Source organism: Rania fehmarnensis (genome assembly GCF_056494185.1).
This window is the reverse complement of the sequence record NZ_CM151398.1, coordinates 6,982,509-7,002,003: the sequence shown is the minus strand read 5'-3', so window position 1 is coordinate 7,002,003 and position 19,495 is coordinate 6,982,509. Positions and strand designations below refer to the sequence as shown.

At 54.2% G+C, this 19,495-nt stretch carries 5 protein-coding genes; 3 read left to right on the top strand and 2 right to left on the bottom strand.

Features of this window, described 5'->3' with window-relative positions; genetic code table 11:
- Positions 1 to 168: 168 nt before the first annotated feature.
- The gene (locus tag SH573x_RS23715) at positions 169 to 3,486 is read right to left on the bottom strand and encodes a protein kinase domain-containing protein (RefSeq protein ID WP_479350385.1); all 3,318 of its coding nucleotides are present in this window, start codon (positions 3,484 to 3,486) and stop codon (positions 169 to 171) included.
- A gap of 234 nt (positions 3,487 to 3,720) precedes the next feature.
- Here SH573x_RS23715 and SH573x_RS23710 point away from each other — a divergent pair, with 234 nt between their 5' ends.
- Positions 3,721 to 4,281 carry a sigma-70 family RNA polymerase sigma factor gene (locus tag SH573x_RS23710; protein ID WP_479350383.1) on the top strand — a complete coding sequence of 187 codons (561 nt, stop codon included), beginning with the start codon at positions 3,721 to 3,723 and terminating at the stop codon, positions 4,279 to 4,281.
- Between the two features lie 22 nt (positions 4,282 to 4,303).
- Here the strand turns inward: SH573x_RS23710 and SH573x_RS23705 are convergent, their stop codons facing one another.
- Positions 4,304 to 17,143, bottom strand: coding sequence for a hypothetical protein (locus tag SH573x_RS23705; RefSeq protein WP_479350381.1), 12,840 nt, complete (start codon positions 17,141 to 17,143; stop codon positions 4,304 to 4,306).
- Positions 17,144 to 17,388: 245 nt separating this feature from the next.
- Between SH573x_RS23705 and SH573x_RS23700 the strand changes: the two genes are divergently transcribed.
- Both SH573x_RS23700 and SH573x_RS23695 read left to right on the top strand, forming a co-directional pair.
- Complete coding sequence (locus SH573x_RS23700) at positions 17,389 to 18,612, top strand: hypothetical protein (protein ID WP_479350379.1); 1,224 nt, start codon at positions 17,389 to 17,391, stop codon at positions 18,610 to 18,612.
- 17 nt (positions 18,613 to 18,629) lie between these two features.
- Positions 18,630 to 19,343, top strand: a complete 714-nt coding sequence (locus tag SH573x_RS23695) for a hypothetical protein (protein ID WP_479350378.1) — start codon at positions 18,630 to 18,632, stop codon at positions 19,341 to 19,343.
- Positions 19,344 to 19,495: the final 152 nt, after the last annotated feature.

The window sequence follows — 19,495 nt, the reverse complement described above, 5'->3', positions numbered from 1 at the left end:
TAGCCTTGATTGTAGATCCCTTTTTGAAACGCAGAGTTCGCAGAGTCCGCAGAGAAGACGCTGAGGAAAAGACAGTTCTTCTCTGCGATCCTCTGCGTCTCAGCGTTTTGAAAAAGGACCCCCTCTGAATGTTTGCAGTCACACGCGTGAAACGGAAACCGCGGATAACTAACGCCCACGGCTTAGTTTATCGAGGTCCCAGACCAGGAAGCCTTGATTGGCGAGCGTGGCCACAATTCTGCGGCCTTGCGAATCGCAGGCGATAGATTGCGTGCGTTCGGTCTGGTAACCATCTCTTAACTCCAAGAGCTGACGACCTGTGCGGACATCGTTCGCGGTCAAGGTGGTGCGATCAACTGCCAGCAACCAACCTAATCGCTCATGGTGCGCAGCTAACGATTTTTGATAGCCGCTGGGCCGTTGGATATCGTAACGAGCGATGGGACCTTGTCGTTGGTCAAGTTCCCAGATCTGGTACCTGGCATGTCCACTAGTGAGCATATAATTCTTGCCATCGAAAGTCGTGAACGCCAACTCGCCTCCTTCGAGTGCTTTAATTTCCCAGCGAGCACTGGGCCCATCACGCAGTGACCAAGCGTAGTTCAGCGGCGAGTGTTTTTCAGCTGCAGCGGCCCACTGGCCGTCAGCGCTCATACTTACAAAATGGAATTTGGCGCCGGGTTCACAAAGCCATGACCAGCCCGAATGTGGATCAAACAGTCGCACCCCGCCTGAATGAGTGCTGGCGACAATCCGCCCCCCAGCTTCCGAGAGACACATGCGTTCAACTTGATCGGCATCTTCGATGCGCAGGGCCGAAAGTTGTTCATCGCGTAGTTGGCACGTCGACTGTCCTGAATGGCATAGATCCTTTAACTTCGACAGTTCCACCCGATACAAGCCATGGCGCGTGGCCAAGTAAAGCCATTGGCGCTGACGATCGTATGCCAGGTCGAATAACTTGTCGCATTGAATCGTCAATAGAAGTTGGCGGGAGGTTGTATCCCACACATGCACATCATGGCCTCCGGTGATTAGCCATTGATCATCATTGGCGAACAGAGCCGTATTCGGAGAGGATTGGCGCTCGGAATCGGCATGTTCATGCCAGACAACATCATCCAGGGCAATATCCCAAAGGCCGATGGAATCATAAGTGCGAAACCCGAGTTGATCTCCTGAAGGTGAGAAACCGTTGGCATGGCCGTCACATACGAGAACGATTTTTTCGGCTGATGTATCCCACAGACGCGTCTTGCCGTCATAGCCATAAACCGCTAGCCATTTTTGCGTTGGGTGCAAATAGATGTTAGCGATGATTTCGTTGGGACCTTGAATGCGCGAGATTCGCTGTGACCAATCAGTGCAAGCATACAAACACACTGCCGTTCCATCGGAGAAGGCGAGGCATGATTCATCTTTCCCCCAGGTTACGGAAAAGCTTTGTTCTTCGGTATGCCAATCGGCCACGATTTCGCCGGATTGGATGTCCCAGACGACCACTTTTTGCGGGTCGGGGAACGTGGCTGCCACCCACTTGCCACCGGGCGAGAGTTTGACTTGTCCCACCCAAGCTTCGGGACCAGTGAACGACTTGAGTGTCTGGCCGGTTTGTTGATCGAGCAAAACAATTTGTCCTCCGCGCAAACCCAGGGCGCATATCGACTGGCTGTAACACATGTCCAGAGCGTAGCGAGATGGTCTTGACGGAAATTCAGCCGCGGTTTTACTCCATAATCTTTTCGAATCGGCTATTGAGAAGAGTTCCAAGATCGGTTGATCTTCGGGTTCTCGCAAGATACCCACGCGTTGATTATCACCCGAGAAGCAAACGGTCATGGGTGAGGATGGCATGGTGAACTGACTGAGTTGGCCGGCTGCGCGATCATACACCACTTGACCTTGATCACTGGAATAGGCTGTCCAGTAACCTAGATCGTGACTAAACACAGTGCTATCCAGCGAGCCACCAGCTTGCCGGTGGAATCGCACCGATTCCTTCAAATCATTCAAGCTGAGGGATGTAGCCTGTATACGACGCAGTTCGCGATCTTCGACTGAGTCGGGTTGAATTGTGCCGCCCTGGGCCGCAGCGGCTAGTGCTTCTAAGGTCGAGAATCGCTGACCAGGTTGGCCGCTGGTAAGCAACGCGCGGGCCTCGGCGAGATAACTGGCCGCTAGTTGATGCTGTAGCTGGTTGCGTGTCTTCACCAGGGATGCGGCGAGAATGCTCAAGCCGATAACGAACATGATCAAGGTTGCAGCCAGCAACAATAACCAACCGGCTCGCATTCGGCTCCAACGCGTCATGCGCTGGGCCAGCGATAATCGTCTGGCCAAAATGTTGTTTCCAGCCAGCCAGCGGTTCAAGTCATCCGCAACTTCGGCGGCGGTGTGATAGCGATCAGCGCGATCTACCGCGATCATCTTTAACAGAATGGTTTCTAAATCAAAAGGAATACGATTGGAACTGGGTGGACGTTCACCAGCGATAATACTGCGCAATTGTTCGGACCGGTCGCTGGCGGTGATTAACGGCTGTGCGAATAGCAACTCATAAAAGGTCACACCCAGTGAATAGATATCGGTGCGTTCATCCAAGCCCCGCGAGCCATTGCGGGCCTGCTCGGGGCTCATGTATCGCAATGTTCCGACTAACTCACCGGTGCGCGTAAGCGTGGCGGCAGTCGGGAAATCGGCCAATCCAAAGTCGACAATCCACGCATGACCTTGAGTATCCAGCAACAGGTTGGATGGTTTGATGTCGCGATGAATCACGCCGCGCTGGTGTGCGTGAGAAAGTCCATCGGCTACGTCGCGGACGATCCTGGCCAGGTACCGCAACTCATCCAGCGATTGTGGCAGTCGGTAAGGAAGCGATGCATCGGCTGGAGTAAGTTTGCCCTCCATCCACTGAGACCAGTTCCAGCCATCGATCCAACGCATAGCATAGAAATGGTAACGCCCGATGCGTTCGACGGCGTAGACCGGAACGATATGCGCGTGGTCCAGGCAAGCCACGGCTCGAATTTCGTTGTTGAAGCGAATTAGTTCCGCTGTACCGCTGGCACCGCCTTCCGGGTTGGCCATGACCTTGAGAGCCACAGTTCGTTGCAGCGACAACTGCTCGGCTTCATACACCATGCCCATGCCACCGCGGGCAACAAAACGAAGAATACGAAAGTCGCCCAGCACCTGACCAGCCTGAGGCGTAGACTCTTCGCCGCCTAGAGAGACCATCATGCGCGCGACGCCTAAGGCGTGCCGCAGTGGTTCACCAATAGCCGCTTGTTCCACGATCCTGGCTTCGATCCAGGCGTCTGCCTGCAATTTGGAAGCGCCCGCGCGAATGAACTCCGCAAACTGATCACACAATCGGCCAATCAGTAATTCATCGCCCGGCGCTACTCGATCGATGGTCGAATTGGAATCTTCGCGATCCGCTTCGGTATGCTGGGTCAATACTGGCTCTTGCTCGTGACTCATTGCCGAACCTCGTTTGTCAGAGCACAGACAAGCTCATGCCTACTACTTCTAATCCTGCCGACGGAGCGCAGCCAGGACAGCCTTTAGAAAACTTTTATCTGTTTACGCGCAGCTCCAGGTTTGGCTTGAAGAATAGCGTATTGATAGGCGATTTGTCGAGAACTACAATTCCGGGATGTTAGTTATCAGGCTCGCTCGCACCTTGACTGCCAGATCCATTGGAAAGCGATTGTCATGGGAGAAACACTCTCTTTCGAGGAGCTTTGCCAGCACTATCGGCCGATTCTGCGCAGCGTGATTGAGTCCCGCCTGGATCAACGCTTGCTCCCGCGACTGGATGCTTCCGATGTGGTCCAGGAGGCACTGCTCGAGGCCTTCGAACGCATGGAAGAGTATCAACGCAAGCAGCCGATGCCGTTGGCCGCCTGGTTGCGGGAGACGGCTCTTCAGCAATTAAAGCGTGCCTGCCGCAAACACCGCGGCGCCGCTCGCCGATCGGTGACGCGTCAGGTCTCTTATGATCAGTCCAGCGTGTTTCGCCTGGCTGAACGCTTAACGGCGGTCACTAACACCGCCGAGCATCAGCATCAAATGGTCGAAGAATCGCAGCGCGTATGGCAATGCCTCAATCATCTGTCCGACAACGATCGAGAGATTCTCATGCTGCGCTACGTAAACGGACTAACCAATCTGGCAGCTGCACAACTGCTGAATGTCAGCGAAACAGTGGCCAGCAAGCGGCATTGCCGAGCTCTCTTGCGCCTGCGGGTGGAGTTGACCGATGATTCCAATTAGCACATGAACGCGGCTGCTCGGCTTACGCGCTGAGTTGCTTCGACAACGTCGTTCGCAAGCGCTCCTGCGCTAAGAGATCCACTAGTTCGTTTTCATTCCAGTCAGTCCCTGACCGTTGACGGCGCATGAACGTGTTGTAATCCACGGGCCAGGCCAACCAAGTCGTTTCATCTGCGGTAGTAACCAACTTTTCCGTCGTACCGGTTCCGGGGACACCGGGCTCGAAAGCCCAGTCTTGGCCATCTTCACCGAGTACGCCATCCACGACACCATCATTGATAACGGTTTGACCGTCGACCAATCGCGCATTCAGTCCCGCTGGGCCAACACCGGCTTGAATGCTCGCCACGCGCTGGGCGTAGCTGGCTGCTCCCAGCCATTGGCGATGAATCGTAAAGATGGATTCCAGCTCACCCAATACATCGGTCAGTCCAGTGGATCCAAATATATTTAACCATCCACCGATCAAAATATCATCGTCATTGCCACCAAAGAGCGAGTCGATTCCACCTGAGCCCACCACTACATCGCGTCCGCCAAGCCCACGTAACGTGTCCGTACCAGCACCACCGATGATCACATTAGGTTGATTGTTGCCTACAAAGTTGTAGCTGACCGAGGTAGTGCCGGCGATGAGGTTCTCAAATGGACGACCATCAAAGAGTGTGTTGACATCCAAAGCTTGCCCTAAGGCTTTCAGCATGATCTTGGTGTTGGGTGTGACTCCTGTGGTGAAAGCAGTCGGAGTCGCACCACCAGGGTTAAACGTACTCAGATCAAACGTGATGCTGGGCGAATTGATAAAGTGCAGCGAGTCTTTGCCACCTGTGGAAAGCAGGCCAGAATCAACGGTGTCATTGGCTTCCACCAACACGTCAACGGAGGTGTTGGCCCAATCAAACCAGAATACGTCATTGCCCTGACCGCCGTAGATGGTGTTGTTGTCAGCACCGCCGGTCAGGACATCATTGCCTTCACGCCCGTCGAGCGTGTCATTGCCTCCCCGACCATCCAGGCGATTGGCTCGACTATTGCCAGTGATCGTATCGTTGGCTGGGGAACCGATAACGTTTTCGATCCAAGTTTGGAAGCCTGCGATGGCTTGTGGCATGACTTGGCGGATCGGCGGTGAAGTGTAAGGTACTCGAGTGTCGACGGAATGGAAAATCAGGGGCACACCCGGCAGACCGAGCAACAATACATTGATGTTGGGTGTGAAGAGCACATTGGTCAAATCGATTGTGTCTTGGCCACCATCGACGACTTGCGGCAGACCCGCAGTGTCGAGCACCGGTGCGCCGCGCGAGTCGAGCAGGATGTCTGGGTCAGCAATAAAGCCAAAATCCGGAGTAAAGAGATAGCCCGTGCCTGGATTAATTCCCAATAGCTCGCGATAGCGATACACATCATTGCCTGTTCCACCGACCAGTCTATTGCTGCCGTACAGTCCATCGAGAGTATCGTTGCCGGGACCACCTACTAGAACGTTGCCAGCAGCCGAACCAGTAAGCGTATCATTGCCCCGTCCGCCACTAGCGTTTTCAATGGTACCGCCCGACCAGCGCACGTCAAAACTTCCTACGCTAGCGATGTTGGTTCCCAAGTTGATCGTCACGTTCCCTAAGACTGGCTCGACTTCACCAAAGCTGATCCAATCGTTGCCTTCGCCCGGATTTTCAACCAGAGTTTCATCGCCGCCAGTGACGGTGGATTGTCGATAAACGTACAGATCGTTTCCTTGACGACCTGCCAGCACGTCCGCACCTGGTCCGCCATCGATATAGTTGTCAAACAAATTTCCGTTAATGGTGTCGTTACCGCTTCCACCAATGACTTGCTCGAAATGCACATCATTGCTCACAACCCGCGGTGTCAACGTCGTTCCATTCAACATGGCGAAGTTTGGACCAGGCGCGTTCAGGTCGATTCGCAGCGGCGTAGTGAAACTGGAGAAATCCACTCGATCGATACCCTCGTCCACCAATTCAACCACAGTGTCCACGACATTGTTATTGAACAGAACATAAGTATCATTGCCTCGGCCGCCGATATACGAGGCTTGGATTGCGCCGTCAATAAACGTATCATCTCCTGGAGAGCCAACGAACTGCTCAGCGGTTTCTGTACCCGGGCTAGATCGGGTGATCGTGCGCCCAGTCATCGTGGCAATCACCGTGATTGGACTTGTGGAATCACGAATGTCGATGACCAGATTTTGATCGGGCGAGAGAGCTGAGAAATCCAGCGTGTCCATACCAACTTGACCTGACAAGTTATCTTGCTCGTTCGCGCTCGCATCAGCAAACACAAAGAAGTCGTTACCATCCCGGCCGAACATCGTGTCCGAGCCGGGCCCGCCTGTGATCACATTGGCTGAATCGTTTCCGCGCAAATCATCAGACTGGCTGCCGCCAATAATGTTCTCGACGATTTCGCCAGTGGTAGTAGTGCCCAACGTTAATCGCAAGGTGATGCCTGCGGTACTGACGCTGCGTCCCACGTCTTGAATGGCTGGATTGCTCAAATCAACTTCGATGCGGTGCGACTCGGTAGCTGAGAAGTCGAGCGTATCGATGCCACTAACGCTGTTGGTATCGGTGGTAAAAGTATCAGAGCCGAGGTTGTTGTCAGCATCAAACGCATAAACGTCGTCACCCGCATTGCCATCCAGCAGGTCATCGCCACCACCGCCTTCAATACGATCGTCGTAAGGGCTACCGCGCAATACATCACTACCTGGGCCGCCGAATAGTTCCACGGGCCCCAACGTAAAAGCGCTGGCATTGAGCGTGACACCGACGTTACCAGCCTTTAACGTAGCCGTATAGATATTCGTCAGGCGATCGGTGCCTTGGCCGGTTAGTTCCCAACGCGACTGCGTAGCGTTAAACGTCAGGGATTGGCTATTGCTGGCCCACTGCCCGACGCGATTGAAACCTTCGCCCCCGTCTAAAATGTCGTTATCACTCGTCGAGACCAGAGTATCGGGCCCTCCCCACAAGATATCTTCTTTGTCCTGACCATTGATGGTGTCATTGCCCGTGCCACCAATGAGCGTGTCATCATCTCCAATTAGAATCGTGCGTGGCACACTGAGTGTATTGTCGCCTGAGAGTGTGTCGGTGCCAGCATGACCATTGATCTCGTCGCGGCCATCCCAAATGATTTGAACGGGAATATTTCCAAAATGCTTGCCTGATACGTTCTGCACCTGGCCACCAGTACCCGCGGTCAATGTGGCGATGTGACCCATCTTCGGCACCAACGTCATGCCACTGATGCTCTCAATGATGCCAGTCCCAAGCGACTGGACGCTACCATTAAGTGCAATGCGATACACGGCTGGGCTGGGATCGCCTGTGGTCGGACTACCAGCGCCGAGCAGGAAACTATTGCCGTCATAATACATCCCAGCTACGCGCCCAAACTCTGACTGAGATTGAAGCACAATTTCGCCGATCGACGCACCCGTGGTAGTATTGAGCAATTCCAGTAACGTGCGGTCACCTTCGATAAATGCGTAGACTCCGCCTGGTCCAAAGGCCAATGCAGAAGCATCGGGTGCACCGAACTCAGTCTGCGACTCGAAGGATCCACCCAGATCGGTGACCACGCCGCTGCGCGCATCGATATGTACCAGGTACGAACCAATCAAGCTGCTGGCACTCAGCGTACGGTTGGTGACTCCCAACAGTCGACCCGTTGTCGGTTCGACCGCAATATCTCCTTCGCTCAGCCGTTCGTCCAATCGCACACGGTAAGTTGCCTGCGCGGTGATCGGATCTATTTCAAACAGGTGACTATTACCGCTGGAAGAATTTCCAACTGCTAACAGAACGGCTTCTTGCGGATGATAGGCCAGGCCAATCCACTGCGTGATAGCTGTCTGGCCCGTAGGCAAAACTATCTTGCGCGAGTGTACGGTCTTTCCCGCCAGTGGATCTACTTCGGTAAGAAAGCCGTTTTGGGTGATGGCCAGCGGTCGCGACGCGGGTGCGGTCTCATCCCAACCGGCTGGCAATTCTTCACGAATTGTGTAGGTTCCAGGGTCTAGGCGAAATGCGTATTCGCCAGCCACATTGGTAACTGTCCATGGTTCGTCACTCTCACGTTGGGCGTTACCGTTCAAGTCCACGTATACGATCTGGTCTCGTATGCGAGGCTCGCCAGTGTTGAGCACTCCATTTTGATTGGTATCGTTGAATCGAATGCCAGAGATGACACCGGTGCCATTGGTGTCGGCCAAATCGAAACCAGAATAGATAATCGGCTGAGGCAGTTCAGGCTGGTCGGCTCGCGGCAACTTATCTTTGGTACCTGCCTTATTGCCGCTCTGATTCTCGATGCGGAAGTCGAGTCCGTTGTAAGTTGTCTCACTCGGGACTGAAATTAGATGCCCACTCCGTTTGGATGTAATGCGAACGTTGTCGATGCCCCAGGTCTTGCCGGCTTCTAGTTCCATGCCAGCAAAAGCAATCGTCAGGTTCGGCCCAAAGTGCTCAAAGCTCCACTGAATGTCATACGTGCTTCCCGGGTTGTAGCCTGAGTTGCCTATGGAGCCAGTCAGTCCCGGCGAGTTGGGCACGGGATAGCTTTGCCTGAAGAATGAGGAACCATTGCTTGCAAAATTTGAGAAGGTGTAATTGAGGCTTGACCCTCCCGTGACCGTAGCTGTGAATCGATCGTATTCGGGAATGTCACCTGCACCATTGCCCGTCCAATTGCCAATCACCAGCAAACGAAACCCAACCAACAATTCTTCATGGTCAGGCAGATCATCCAAGACCAGCCTGGTAGTCTCATTGCCAAACTGACCGTGGAAAGTGTTTCCCAGCGGAGATAAGGTCGTGCGCCCGGGCGATGGTTGCCACTCGGGGCCGATATTTCCGCCTGCGAAGTTGACAGGCCCATAAGCCACCTCCGGCGCCGGCAGGAGCTGAGTGGTCGAGGTTGCCAGTCGCACATAATAATCTCCATTGGGTCCAGAGGCCAATATAGTGTATGAGCCATCAGGCCGCGTCAGCACACTATCTTCGAAAGTGCCGTCGTAGTTGCCATTGGGCGAACCGCTGGGTGACAACGGGTATTGGTCCAAATAAACTCGGCGATCGCCAACGCCTTCGCCTGCGTCGCGCTGGTTGTTGCCATTCAAATCGGCCCAAACTGTGCCTTGGATAACGGTCTGGCGAAAGACACCAAACATTCCACCGTCAACCGCTTGTTCGTTGGACACAGTTACATACAGAATTGGATCCAGGCTGGGGCCGACCTGTGGAGTGGTCACGCGATATGCTTCGAGCACCGTGGGGTCGAAGCTGGGCAGGATCAATTCTGCTCGATAAGTGCCGGGTTGAAGATTTGTTAGTTGGACAACGCCGCGCTCGGTCGCCGGATCGATCTGGCCATCACCACTTAAATCGACATCGGTCGTTTCATATTCACCGAGGACAACTCCGCGATCATCCGTGATGCGCAGCGGCCAACCATTTACAAAGGCTTCGGAGGAACTCTTGAGCGCGTTTTGGTTGCGATCTAAGAAGACCCGGAAGACGGCTGAGCCAGCTAGAGGCGGTGGAGGCTCGTCAGGTTCGGGACTCGTACAACTCTCCAGGCTGTATCCACCGTCCATGACTGGATACTTGGTATCGAAATTGACAGCCAGAATTCCGGCGACGCCGTTATAGCCCTGGTTGCTCGTGCCGCCATGGATCGTATCGTTGGCTGCCGAGCCGCAGATGAAGTCGTTGTCGGGGCCACCTTCGATGTAATCAGCGACTGTGCCTTCCACCGTTGGTGTCAGTAAATGAGCGATGATGACATCGTTTCCCCACCCGCCCAACAACAAATCGGCGCCATCACCTCCCATCACAAAGTCGTTACCCAATCCCCCTTGGATATCGTCGTCGCCAGCTCCACCATCGATGTAATCATGACCATCTCCACCGTTGATGGTGTCCGACAGGTCGTTGCCTTCGATGCGGTCATTACCACTTTCACCCAGTAGGTAGTCATTGCCTGGCCCACCCCACAGTTTGTCTTCATGGTTACCACCATAGATATCATCACCACCATCGACTGCCCAGCCAGTTGGCGGAGCAACATTCAGTTCGTATCCGCCCCAAAGTTGGTCATTACCATCATGACCATAGAGTTGATCGAAACCGCCTTCACCGAACAGTCGATCATCACCATCTTGACCAAACATCTGGTCATCGCCATCGTCGCCGTACAAGAAGTCGTCACCCGAACCTCCTTCGATATAATCACCACCCTTGCCAGCTCGAATGGTATCTCCGCCCGGGCCGCCAAAGATGTTATCGGAACGCTGGCCTCCGTGCAGGATGTCAACTCCTTCGCCACCAAAGGCAACTACGGGGATAGGAAAGTCGCGATAACTTGTTTCGACGCCGTTGTCACCAACTTTCAACTTCAGCGTATCATTGCCCTTGCCCCCATCAAAGAGAATGGTTTTGACACCTCCATAGGTGGCCGACATGCCCATGCCTTCGACCTTGACCACTTCGTTGGCCAGCCATGTTAGTGTAAAACTCTCCGACGTATCGCTACTGCTACCGCGCGTGCGAAACTCAGCGTACGCACCTGCATGTACAATCAGTGTGCCTGCCGGCGCGATGCCGGTCGGCGCGCCAGCTCCATAGAATTGGGCTATGTGATTGGGTAAGACGTTCGATTGCTCTCGTTCATCAAGCTGACTAACGCCGTCGGAAACGTGGGCGGGGACTTGAGCCGGACAAGAATACCGATTGTCGGTCTTGAACAAAACTTCATCCACGATATCTACACTGCCTTCGAAGAAGAGCAGTTCGTAGACCAATGATAACTTGGCACTCAACTCTCCAGAAAGGTCAAAGACACAATCGATACCCTGCGAGAACAACTGAGCTAGTTCATCGACGTACAATTTGCCGTTGGCATCGGGATCGCGCCAATTGGCCAGGATACTACCAATCAGCTCGCCTTTAATGCCTGCCGAAGCTATACCGATATCCAGCAGAGCGGCTACAGAAACACCCAATGAGAATTTCAGCTCATCGATATCCACATCTTCGCTCAAATCATGGATGTAGAAACCATCCAGCAGATTGCCGGTCTGCAGACCGCGTGAGTCAAAGCCTACTGCCAATTCAACGCTAAACGCCGCATTCAAACCAAGTTCGACGCTGATCGGTGGAGTGGGCACGATTGGAAAGGACTGCGACCATGGAAACTCCAAGTTCAGTTTAGGAACTTCCCAAGTCACCAGTTCGACTGTCTGACCAAACAACGCCTTCAGTAAACTGGCGGGATCATCGATGAAATGCAATGTCAGCCCTACCCCGTCGGTGGCACCGCGAGAGACTTCGTCTGCCGGCCGCCGCAGTTGGGCCAGTACGCTTGTGAGCGGTCCTGCGTCTACCGCCGGCAGTGTCTCGTTCCAGATTGAGTTCCAGCCGGGAGCGGCATCCAATACCGTGATGTTACCCAATTCAATGGTGCCGTCGCCACTAATGACACTCGACAAGCGACCGCTCAAGGATCGCGCCGCCTTCAAGAAGGTCAAGAACCGGTTGGTGTCAGTGGCTACTGACCGTGGAACCTCCGCCAAGGCCAAGTCGAGTAGTGTGATAGGCGGCTGCCCAGCCATAACCGCCAGGTCTGAGACGGCTGGCACTTCGCTATAGAGTAAGTCGAGCACGGGATCGATAGGTCGCAGCACACTGTCGATCTTGTTGGCTGCCTGACCAATGAACGAAGTCAAGAAGTGACCAAGCTCGAGTTGAATATTGTTTAACTCTAGCCGAGGATCGCTCGCCTGCAGTTCGTCGTTGGTAAAACTGAATCCCCAGTTGGCAACCAGATCAGCAGTGACTTGTGGCAAGCTTAATGCAGAAGCCGCTAAGTCAAGATTCAGATTTACGTTGCCACCTCCTTGAAACTCAGGCTCGAGCTGATCGAGCGCCAAGAAGCTGCCGCTGCCGAGGTCCAGTGAAAAGCTGGCATCCATGCCAGTCAGCTGATCTGGATTGTCACGATCATCGGTCGCGGTTACGGACAAGGCAAACAGGTCCAACTCCAAATGCGACGGTTCTCCACCTGGCGTGTCCAGGCCTGCAGTAAATGAGAATGCTAATTCATCGCCAGGATGGGAGGCGCCAGGCAGAGCTGGTATGGTTTCGGGTTTGGGGATTACATAGAAGCCGCGCGTATGATTGACTCCTACACCCAAGAAAGCTTCGACGCTCACCTCCAACTTTACGCCGCCTTGGCCATCGGCCGACAGGGGCAGTCCGAGCGACTTGGTATCGAAATCAAAGGTCTCTTCGACGATCTTGTCGAACCCGATATAAGCTTGAATCTCAAATCGATCGGCCTCCAGCGTAACTTGAATATCATCAATGGTCGGAGTACCTGTAGAACCAGGGGCTCTCCGCAACTGGATCAAACTAGTCGTATTGATCACGCTGAAGATTGCCTGGCGAATCGCTAGTCGAGCCTCTTCGCGACTTTGTAACGATATCTCGCTAAGCGTATCTTTGATGGTTTGAAGTACGCCCGTGCGCAACTGTTCGATCAGGCCTCCCAAATCTTCGAGACCTTCGCCCACGAATGGTACGCTATCCAGTTCGTCTTGGAGAACCGACTGTAGCTGGCCCAGGAAGAGGTCGATACCCGCGACGATGGTGCTGAGATCAAAATCGATATCGCCGAACAGGTTGAGCAGCTTTTCAGTTTGAACTTCGATACTCGGAGGCGTCGACGAGAACAGGTTGGCTATCGAGTGATTAAACGCAACGGCCTTATCGACCAGTTCACCCAGCAGCGAGACGTCGATCGACGCATCCAGATTGCCGACAGCGCCGGTCACTTCGATGCCGCTGGCCAGCAACTCTGCCAGGCTGACGCTTCCGAATGCACCTGGTGTGGCCGAAAAATTCAGTCCGATCTGAGCACGATCATCGGTGGTGTTACCGTGCAAGGCGACATTCAGTTCGCCAGCAGCCAAGGGGGCACTGCCCAAACCAAGCTCGGCAGGGATCGAACCTGTGGCTTTGGCACTGAGGTTCAGCCCGGTAGCCAGCAGATTGTCGTTGCCCTCTGTCGCCTGGACGATCACACGCGTTTCTGGTGCGCCGGTCAAGTCGGTCGGGAAAACAACAGCTACGCCAAATTGCGCGATAGCATCAGCCTCAAAAGCGATATGGCCATCCAGTTGGAATCGTACCGGGCCAAACACCTCTAAATCAACGGCCGGATCGAGATTGAAACTTACACCGTCAGTTAGTTTTATACCTAGGACCACCGCCAATTGATCACCAGTTGTGCTGGCATCAAAGTCCTCAATGACATCCAGCTTGAATTCAACGCCGTCAATCGTCGGCAATTGCTCGCGCAGTAAATCTGCCAACTGGCTCGCCAACTGATTGATGCTGGGCAGCGCTTGGGTGAGAGAGTCCAGTGCATCTTGGAGTTCTTGCGAGAGGTCATCGAGGCCTTCGCCAGATCCACCACTACTACCATCGGGCAGTCCGGCGGCTTTGATCGCTTCGCGCTCGATCATAGCCACGCTGGCAATGAGCTTGCTTTTTTGTGTAGCTAACTCGGATGCAGCGATGGTCTTTAGTTTGGCCAGCTGGATATTGGTTTCGCCCACCGCGGCTTGTAACTGGCCCTTAGCTTCATTGGGTAGCGGCAGATTGGCAACGGCCGTGCGCACTGCTTGCAGCGATTCTTCTAGGCGGGAAACGTTGACACTCTCTAGCAGAGGTTCCAGTTTAGCGCCGAGGGATTGCACGAAATCGATGGCTTCACCGAAGCTAGTTCCAAGTAGTGGCAGTTCTTGATTGAGGACAGTGGACGCCAGGGAAGTTGGATTGATCCACGCCGCAGCCACATCGCTAATAGCCTTAACGACGGCATGCGAAGTCAGCTGACGCAACTTGGCTAACGCCTGCCGACTAGTTGAAGTGTCTGCATCGGTGGTTTGAACATCCAACTTGAGCGCAGGCAGCGTCGAACTGGTGTCCAGCTTCAAATCGACTTTGGCCAACTTGCCCGTAAACTGGCCACTGGCTCCGCCTTCGTCCAGCAGTTGACCTTTGACGGCGAGCGTTCCTGAGGTGGTGTGTGAGGCTCCAGAAGGTTTGAGCAAATCAATCGTGATGGGCTCGAACAAATCTGCCGACTCGTTCTCCATAAACTCCTTTAGCGAGATGCGATTGTCATTGCTTGAACCTACACCCGGATCGACAAGTTTGATTGGCAGGGTGTATCCCCACTGAATAGGCAGAGGTTCGTTATTCGCCCCAACGTCAGTTTCCGCATGCAGCCCCACATCGCCGCTGGCCATACCGATGGCCAGCGGATCGACAGGATCCGAGGAGCGTGCGCCAGCTTTCAGATCCAGACTCACATCAAACTGCGATTCGTTATTCTTAGTTGAGATATAGAGTCGATCGCGCAAGTCGAGCCGATCCAGACTTTGGCCGGTCAGTACGTAGTTGGAGGATGAAACTGCGTGTGCTTGCCCTTCGATGCCCAAGACGGTTGCCGCTGCGCTGAGCACTCCGCCGAAGGGTGTGCCTTTATCGCTGTACGATTCGCCAACTCGCGCCGCAGATACACTGAACGGCGCTCCAGCACGCAGAATGATCTGACCATTGCTCAGCGATGCGAAACTGCCGCCGGGAACTTGGCTGTTGATCAAATTAATAACATCGCTTACCTTCATGTCGCGAGTTAGATTGCTATCGAGATTGACGTAAAACCGCGTAGGATTCTCGGTGGGACCGAAGGCTACGATTAGGTCCGGATAAGCGGAACGGTTGACTGCTGTTGGCAAACCTAACGCGGGTTGATCGGTGCTGCGCATGGTGAAGTTGCGTTGATTTATCGCCTTCAGTCCCAGCACGGAGTTGGCTCGCGAATCTGCGCGCAATTCAAGATAGCTGATTGCGCGATCGACCGACCGCACATGCAACTTGCCGTCGATGAGAACTGCTTCGACTAAGGCATCTTTGCCTTGTGCCTCCAAGTTGGCATTGATATCCAGGACCAGGTCCTCAGCAAAGATATTATCGCCAGTCGCAGCTGCATTGAGAGAGATCGGAATGGATACCAGGTTGGCGGGATTGTCCGAATGCCGATAGGCGACGATAAAGCTGATGCTCGTTGTCGGCTTGGGATTGGCGATTGGGTTTTGTGCAGCCACACCGACTAACCTGCGCAGACCACGACCATTGTCGAGCAGATGGACAGGCGATTCGAGAGTCGTGGGGCTGGAATCATGGTCGCTGAGATTGATGCCGACCGTTAACTTACCGAATAGTTCGGCGCTGGATTGCACTTCGGACTGTGTGGCAAACTCGACAATACCCAAGTTGCCTAGATCCAAGCTGCGACTGAGGTTCAAGGGCACTATCGCAGACTGCACCACCGGATTTAGGTTGCCATTGGAAAACTTGATGGGAAATGAAATCGATTTAGGAATGGTCGATCCAGGTAACGGAGCTTCCATGAGAATGTCGGCAGGCAAAACATCGATCTTGGCCAAGACTGCCTTGATGGCGTCCTGAATGGGTAGTGTTGTTAGCGACGTATCCGCAGATCGCAGTGAAGATCGACCTGACAGACCGAGCACGGAGTAAGCTGGTAATCCTGTGTCGTTCACACCAAAACTACTTGAGTATCCCAGTTGGGCTAAATGGCTTCCAGACATTGCAAACTGTAGCACCGAGCTATCGGCTGCCATGATGGCTACGCGCTGGCTGCCCGATAGGTTGGAGACGGTGGCCTGAAGATAGTTGGCCAAGGTGCGCTGAGCACGCTCTTCAGGCGAGTTTTGATTTTCAAATGGCGGAGGCAGATCAACTCTCACCTGGCTCAGCGAGCGATTCAAGTCGTCCACTAGATCTTGGATGGTAGCGTTGTCATTGGTCTTGAGCTGCTGAGTGAGCGGAGCTTCACGCGGTAGGTTCAGCGTATACTCGGGGAGTGTCACGGTAATGGGATTGCCGGCGGCGTCCAGCAATCGCAGTCGCATGGCATTGATCGTGAAGGTTAAATCGGTTGTCGGTTGACCAAAGGGTACGCTGGGATTGGCCGCAACGACGCGGGCAGTGGTTAGTATCAGTCGAGAGATTTTGGCTTCGGGTTTGGCGCGCAGTTGTAGAGCTGGCCCCGATTCGCCCGCGACTCCAGATTCCAGCTGCCACTCGAGTTGATTCTGCAAACCTGCGACAACCAGTGAGGATTGCAAGCCGGCCTGCCAGCGCTCGGCATTTGTACCCGTACTACCCTTGGTGGCTCGCAGTTCGATCGGCAATCGGTCATCCAGTTGCACTACGTAATCGATCGGCGCAGGCGTGTCAGCAAACGTCGGCGTGGTGGCAGGCAGTCCATCGGCCCAGAGAATGACAGGTGATTCAAAAGCGCCCTGACTCAGTTGGCGCAGGGCGTCTCCCAAATCGATTGACGAACTCACATCCCCTTTGACCAGCGACTGATCCGCCAACTTTGGCTCTGGGGCGACCTTGGCCAGGTGCTCTTCAATCTTGGTACCGAGCGTAGAGATTTGGGACAAGCCTTCATATAGCCGGCTCAGGGCAGCCGTCGTATCCGTGCCTTCGCCTTCGGCCATCAATCGAATTTGCTCAACGTCTTTCCCCAGGTTCTGCGGTTGGGCGTCGCTGGTTAGCATCTGCATGCCCATATCCCCAGCGAGTAGATGTCGAGCTTCTAAAGTCTCTAAAAAGAAACGCCGCCAACTGGCGCGAGCTCGGCGTTCGCTGCGACGTTGACCAGTGCGTTGACCAGTGCGGCATCTAATCGAAACTCTCGAGGCAGAAGAGTGTTTGCTGACCATGGGATCGACCCTCGCGCAAATTTGGCTTGGCTGACTAGAAACGCAGAATGCCCTTCAGTAGTCCTGCGCCCTGGGACGCTTCAGGACTCGGTGTAAGTGGTTCCAGGCGGAAAGGCGTTCGCAGTTATTGACGCAGCTGCAAAAACTTCTTGTCACTGGTGTCCTGGCACGCAAACCATTGCAGGATTAGGCAGTAGGAAGTTGCAGCAATGGATTGCCCAGTCTGAAACGTCGAGCCACACATCATGCGCCCAACTTCGCCACATCGCGTTCTATTTTTCGCGATCCTATTTGGCTGGACGTTATGGATGGGTCGAGTCGAAGCCCAACCGATTAGTCCGATGCTGTTGCCGACAAATTTCACTTATCAGTTTTCTTCGCTGGACAGTGATGGCTTCTTTGATGATCCCGCCAAGGTTGACTACTGGACGATAACGGCGAGTCCTGGCCAACGATTGTTTCTGGAAGTTGACCGCCAGGAGGCGCATTTTGATCCTTACGTATGGATATTCGCCGGTACCATCTCGGATCAATCGCATTTCGTTGGAGGCGATACGCCGGGTATTGATGCACTCGATCCAGGCTTCGTCACAATTCAAGACGATGGAGTTGGACCATTTGGCTTCTACCAGACACAAGATCCGCGTTTGGATATCGTGCTGACCGGTTCCGCTACGACCTACACGATAATTGTTGCCAGCTTTATCAGTGGCATTGAAGTAGGTGGCCAATACGAACCGGGAGATGGCGGTGATGGACAATACGGGTACCGACTGCGGGCAAGTGTGACGACGCCCACGCCCACCGCCATTGTGGGTCGACATGTTTTCTATAACAACAGTGCGTTTGACGGCAACAACGTGGCCACAAGTACCGCAGACGATGCGGCCGTTGCGCCAGACAAGGCAGCCTACAGACCTGGAGCTGGAGCGGCCAGGCTCGAGAACTACACAAGTTACGCGCGTGGCCTCAACGGAGTCATGATTGATATTGTCAATCTGCCAGGTACACCGACCGCTGCGGACTTCGAATTTCGCGTCGGCAACTCGAACTTGCTCGCCAACTGGAACGCGGTACCCGAGTTCCTGGTGGCCTCGGTCAGCGTACGACGTGGAGCTGGGCCAGCGGGATCCGATCGCGTTACGATCATCTTTGCCGATAATGCGATTCGCAATCAATGGTTGCAGGTGCATATCTTAGCCACTGAGGAAACCGGCTTGGCAGTCGATGATTTTCACTATTGGGGCAACGCAGTGGGCGAAACTGGCAACCTGGCTGGCGATACTCGCGTCAATGGTTCGGATGTGTCCGGTGTTCAAGCCAACTTCACGACCTTCACCAATTTGGCCAATATCCTCTCGCGTCACGACATCAATCGAGATACGCGCGTCAACGGCTCTGACATTGGTATCGTTCAAGTCAGCTTTACCAATTTCAGTACAGCTCTGGTCAGTTTAAATCTTCCCTGAATCACAAGGTGCGCATCGTGCTGAAGTATTGCCTGACCTGTTTGATGTTATGCGGCTACGGCAATGCGCTCCGCGCCGACATGATTCTGGAAGTGGAGAGCCGCGCGCTACAGCCCGATACTGCCTTTCAATCGGTCGAAGTTTATCTCCGCGCGACAAGCGATACACCTTTGATCAACGGTATGAACTTGCGAGTCATTCTGGGGGATGGCAGCGGTACGCAAGGCGTCTTTTCAGGCAACCTTGGTTCGCTGGACGGGGTGCGGTTGAACGGGGCAGATTACTTTTGGGACTCTGGATCCACCGGCAGTTCCATAGGAGGTCAGGCACCTATCGATGGTTTTCCAGCCTTTGCCGAAGTATCGATCAACTTCAATAACAGCGGTGTCAATCAAGTCACACGGCAAATTCTGGCAGGCAATCGAGCCCGCATCGCCAGCTTGCTGATCGACACATCCGGAGTAGCCCCAGGAACTTACACGATCGACTTTACCGATCTGCCTGGTACAGGGCTGGGAGTGACAGAGCTGATCGGGCCCGGCGGATCTCAGATCGTCTTCAATTCGATTCTGAATGGTTCGTACATCGTGGGCGTACCAGAACCCAGCAGCATCGGGCTTGTCTCGGTGTTGAGTTTAGCAGCGTTGGGGCGATGGCGGCGTCACCTCTCCAAGCGCAGCTTGGGGAGGTCGAATCGAGCGCAGCAAGATTCGGGAGGGGCGAGTGCATAGGGTCATTAGTACCGCCGAAGTCTTGCCTAGCGCGGAGCCCCCTCCCGCAGACATCGGCTGAACGCCTCGTCTGCGACCTCCCCCAGCGAAGGAGAGTGCTGATTTAATTCCAATTTGCTCTGGCATGGGTATTATGGTTGAAGAGGCCGACG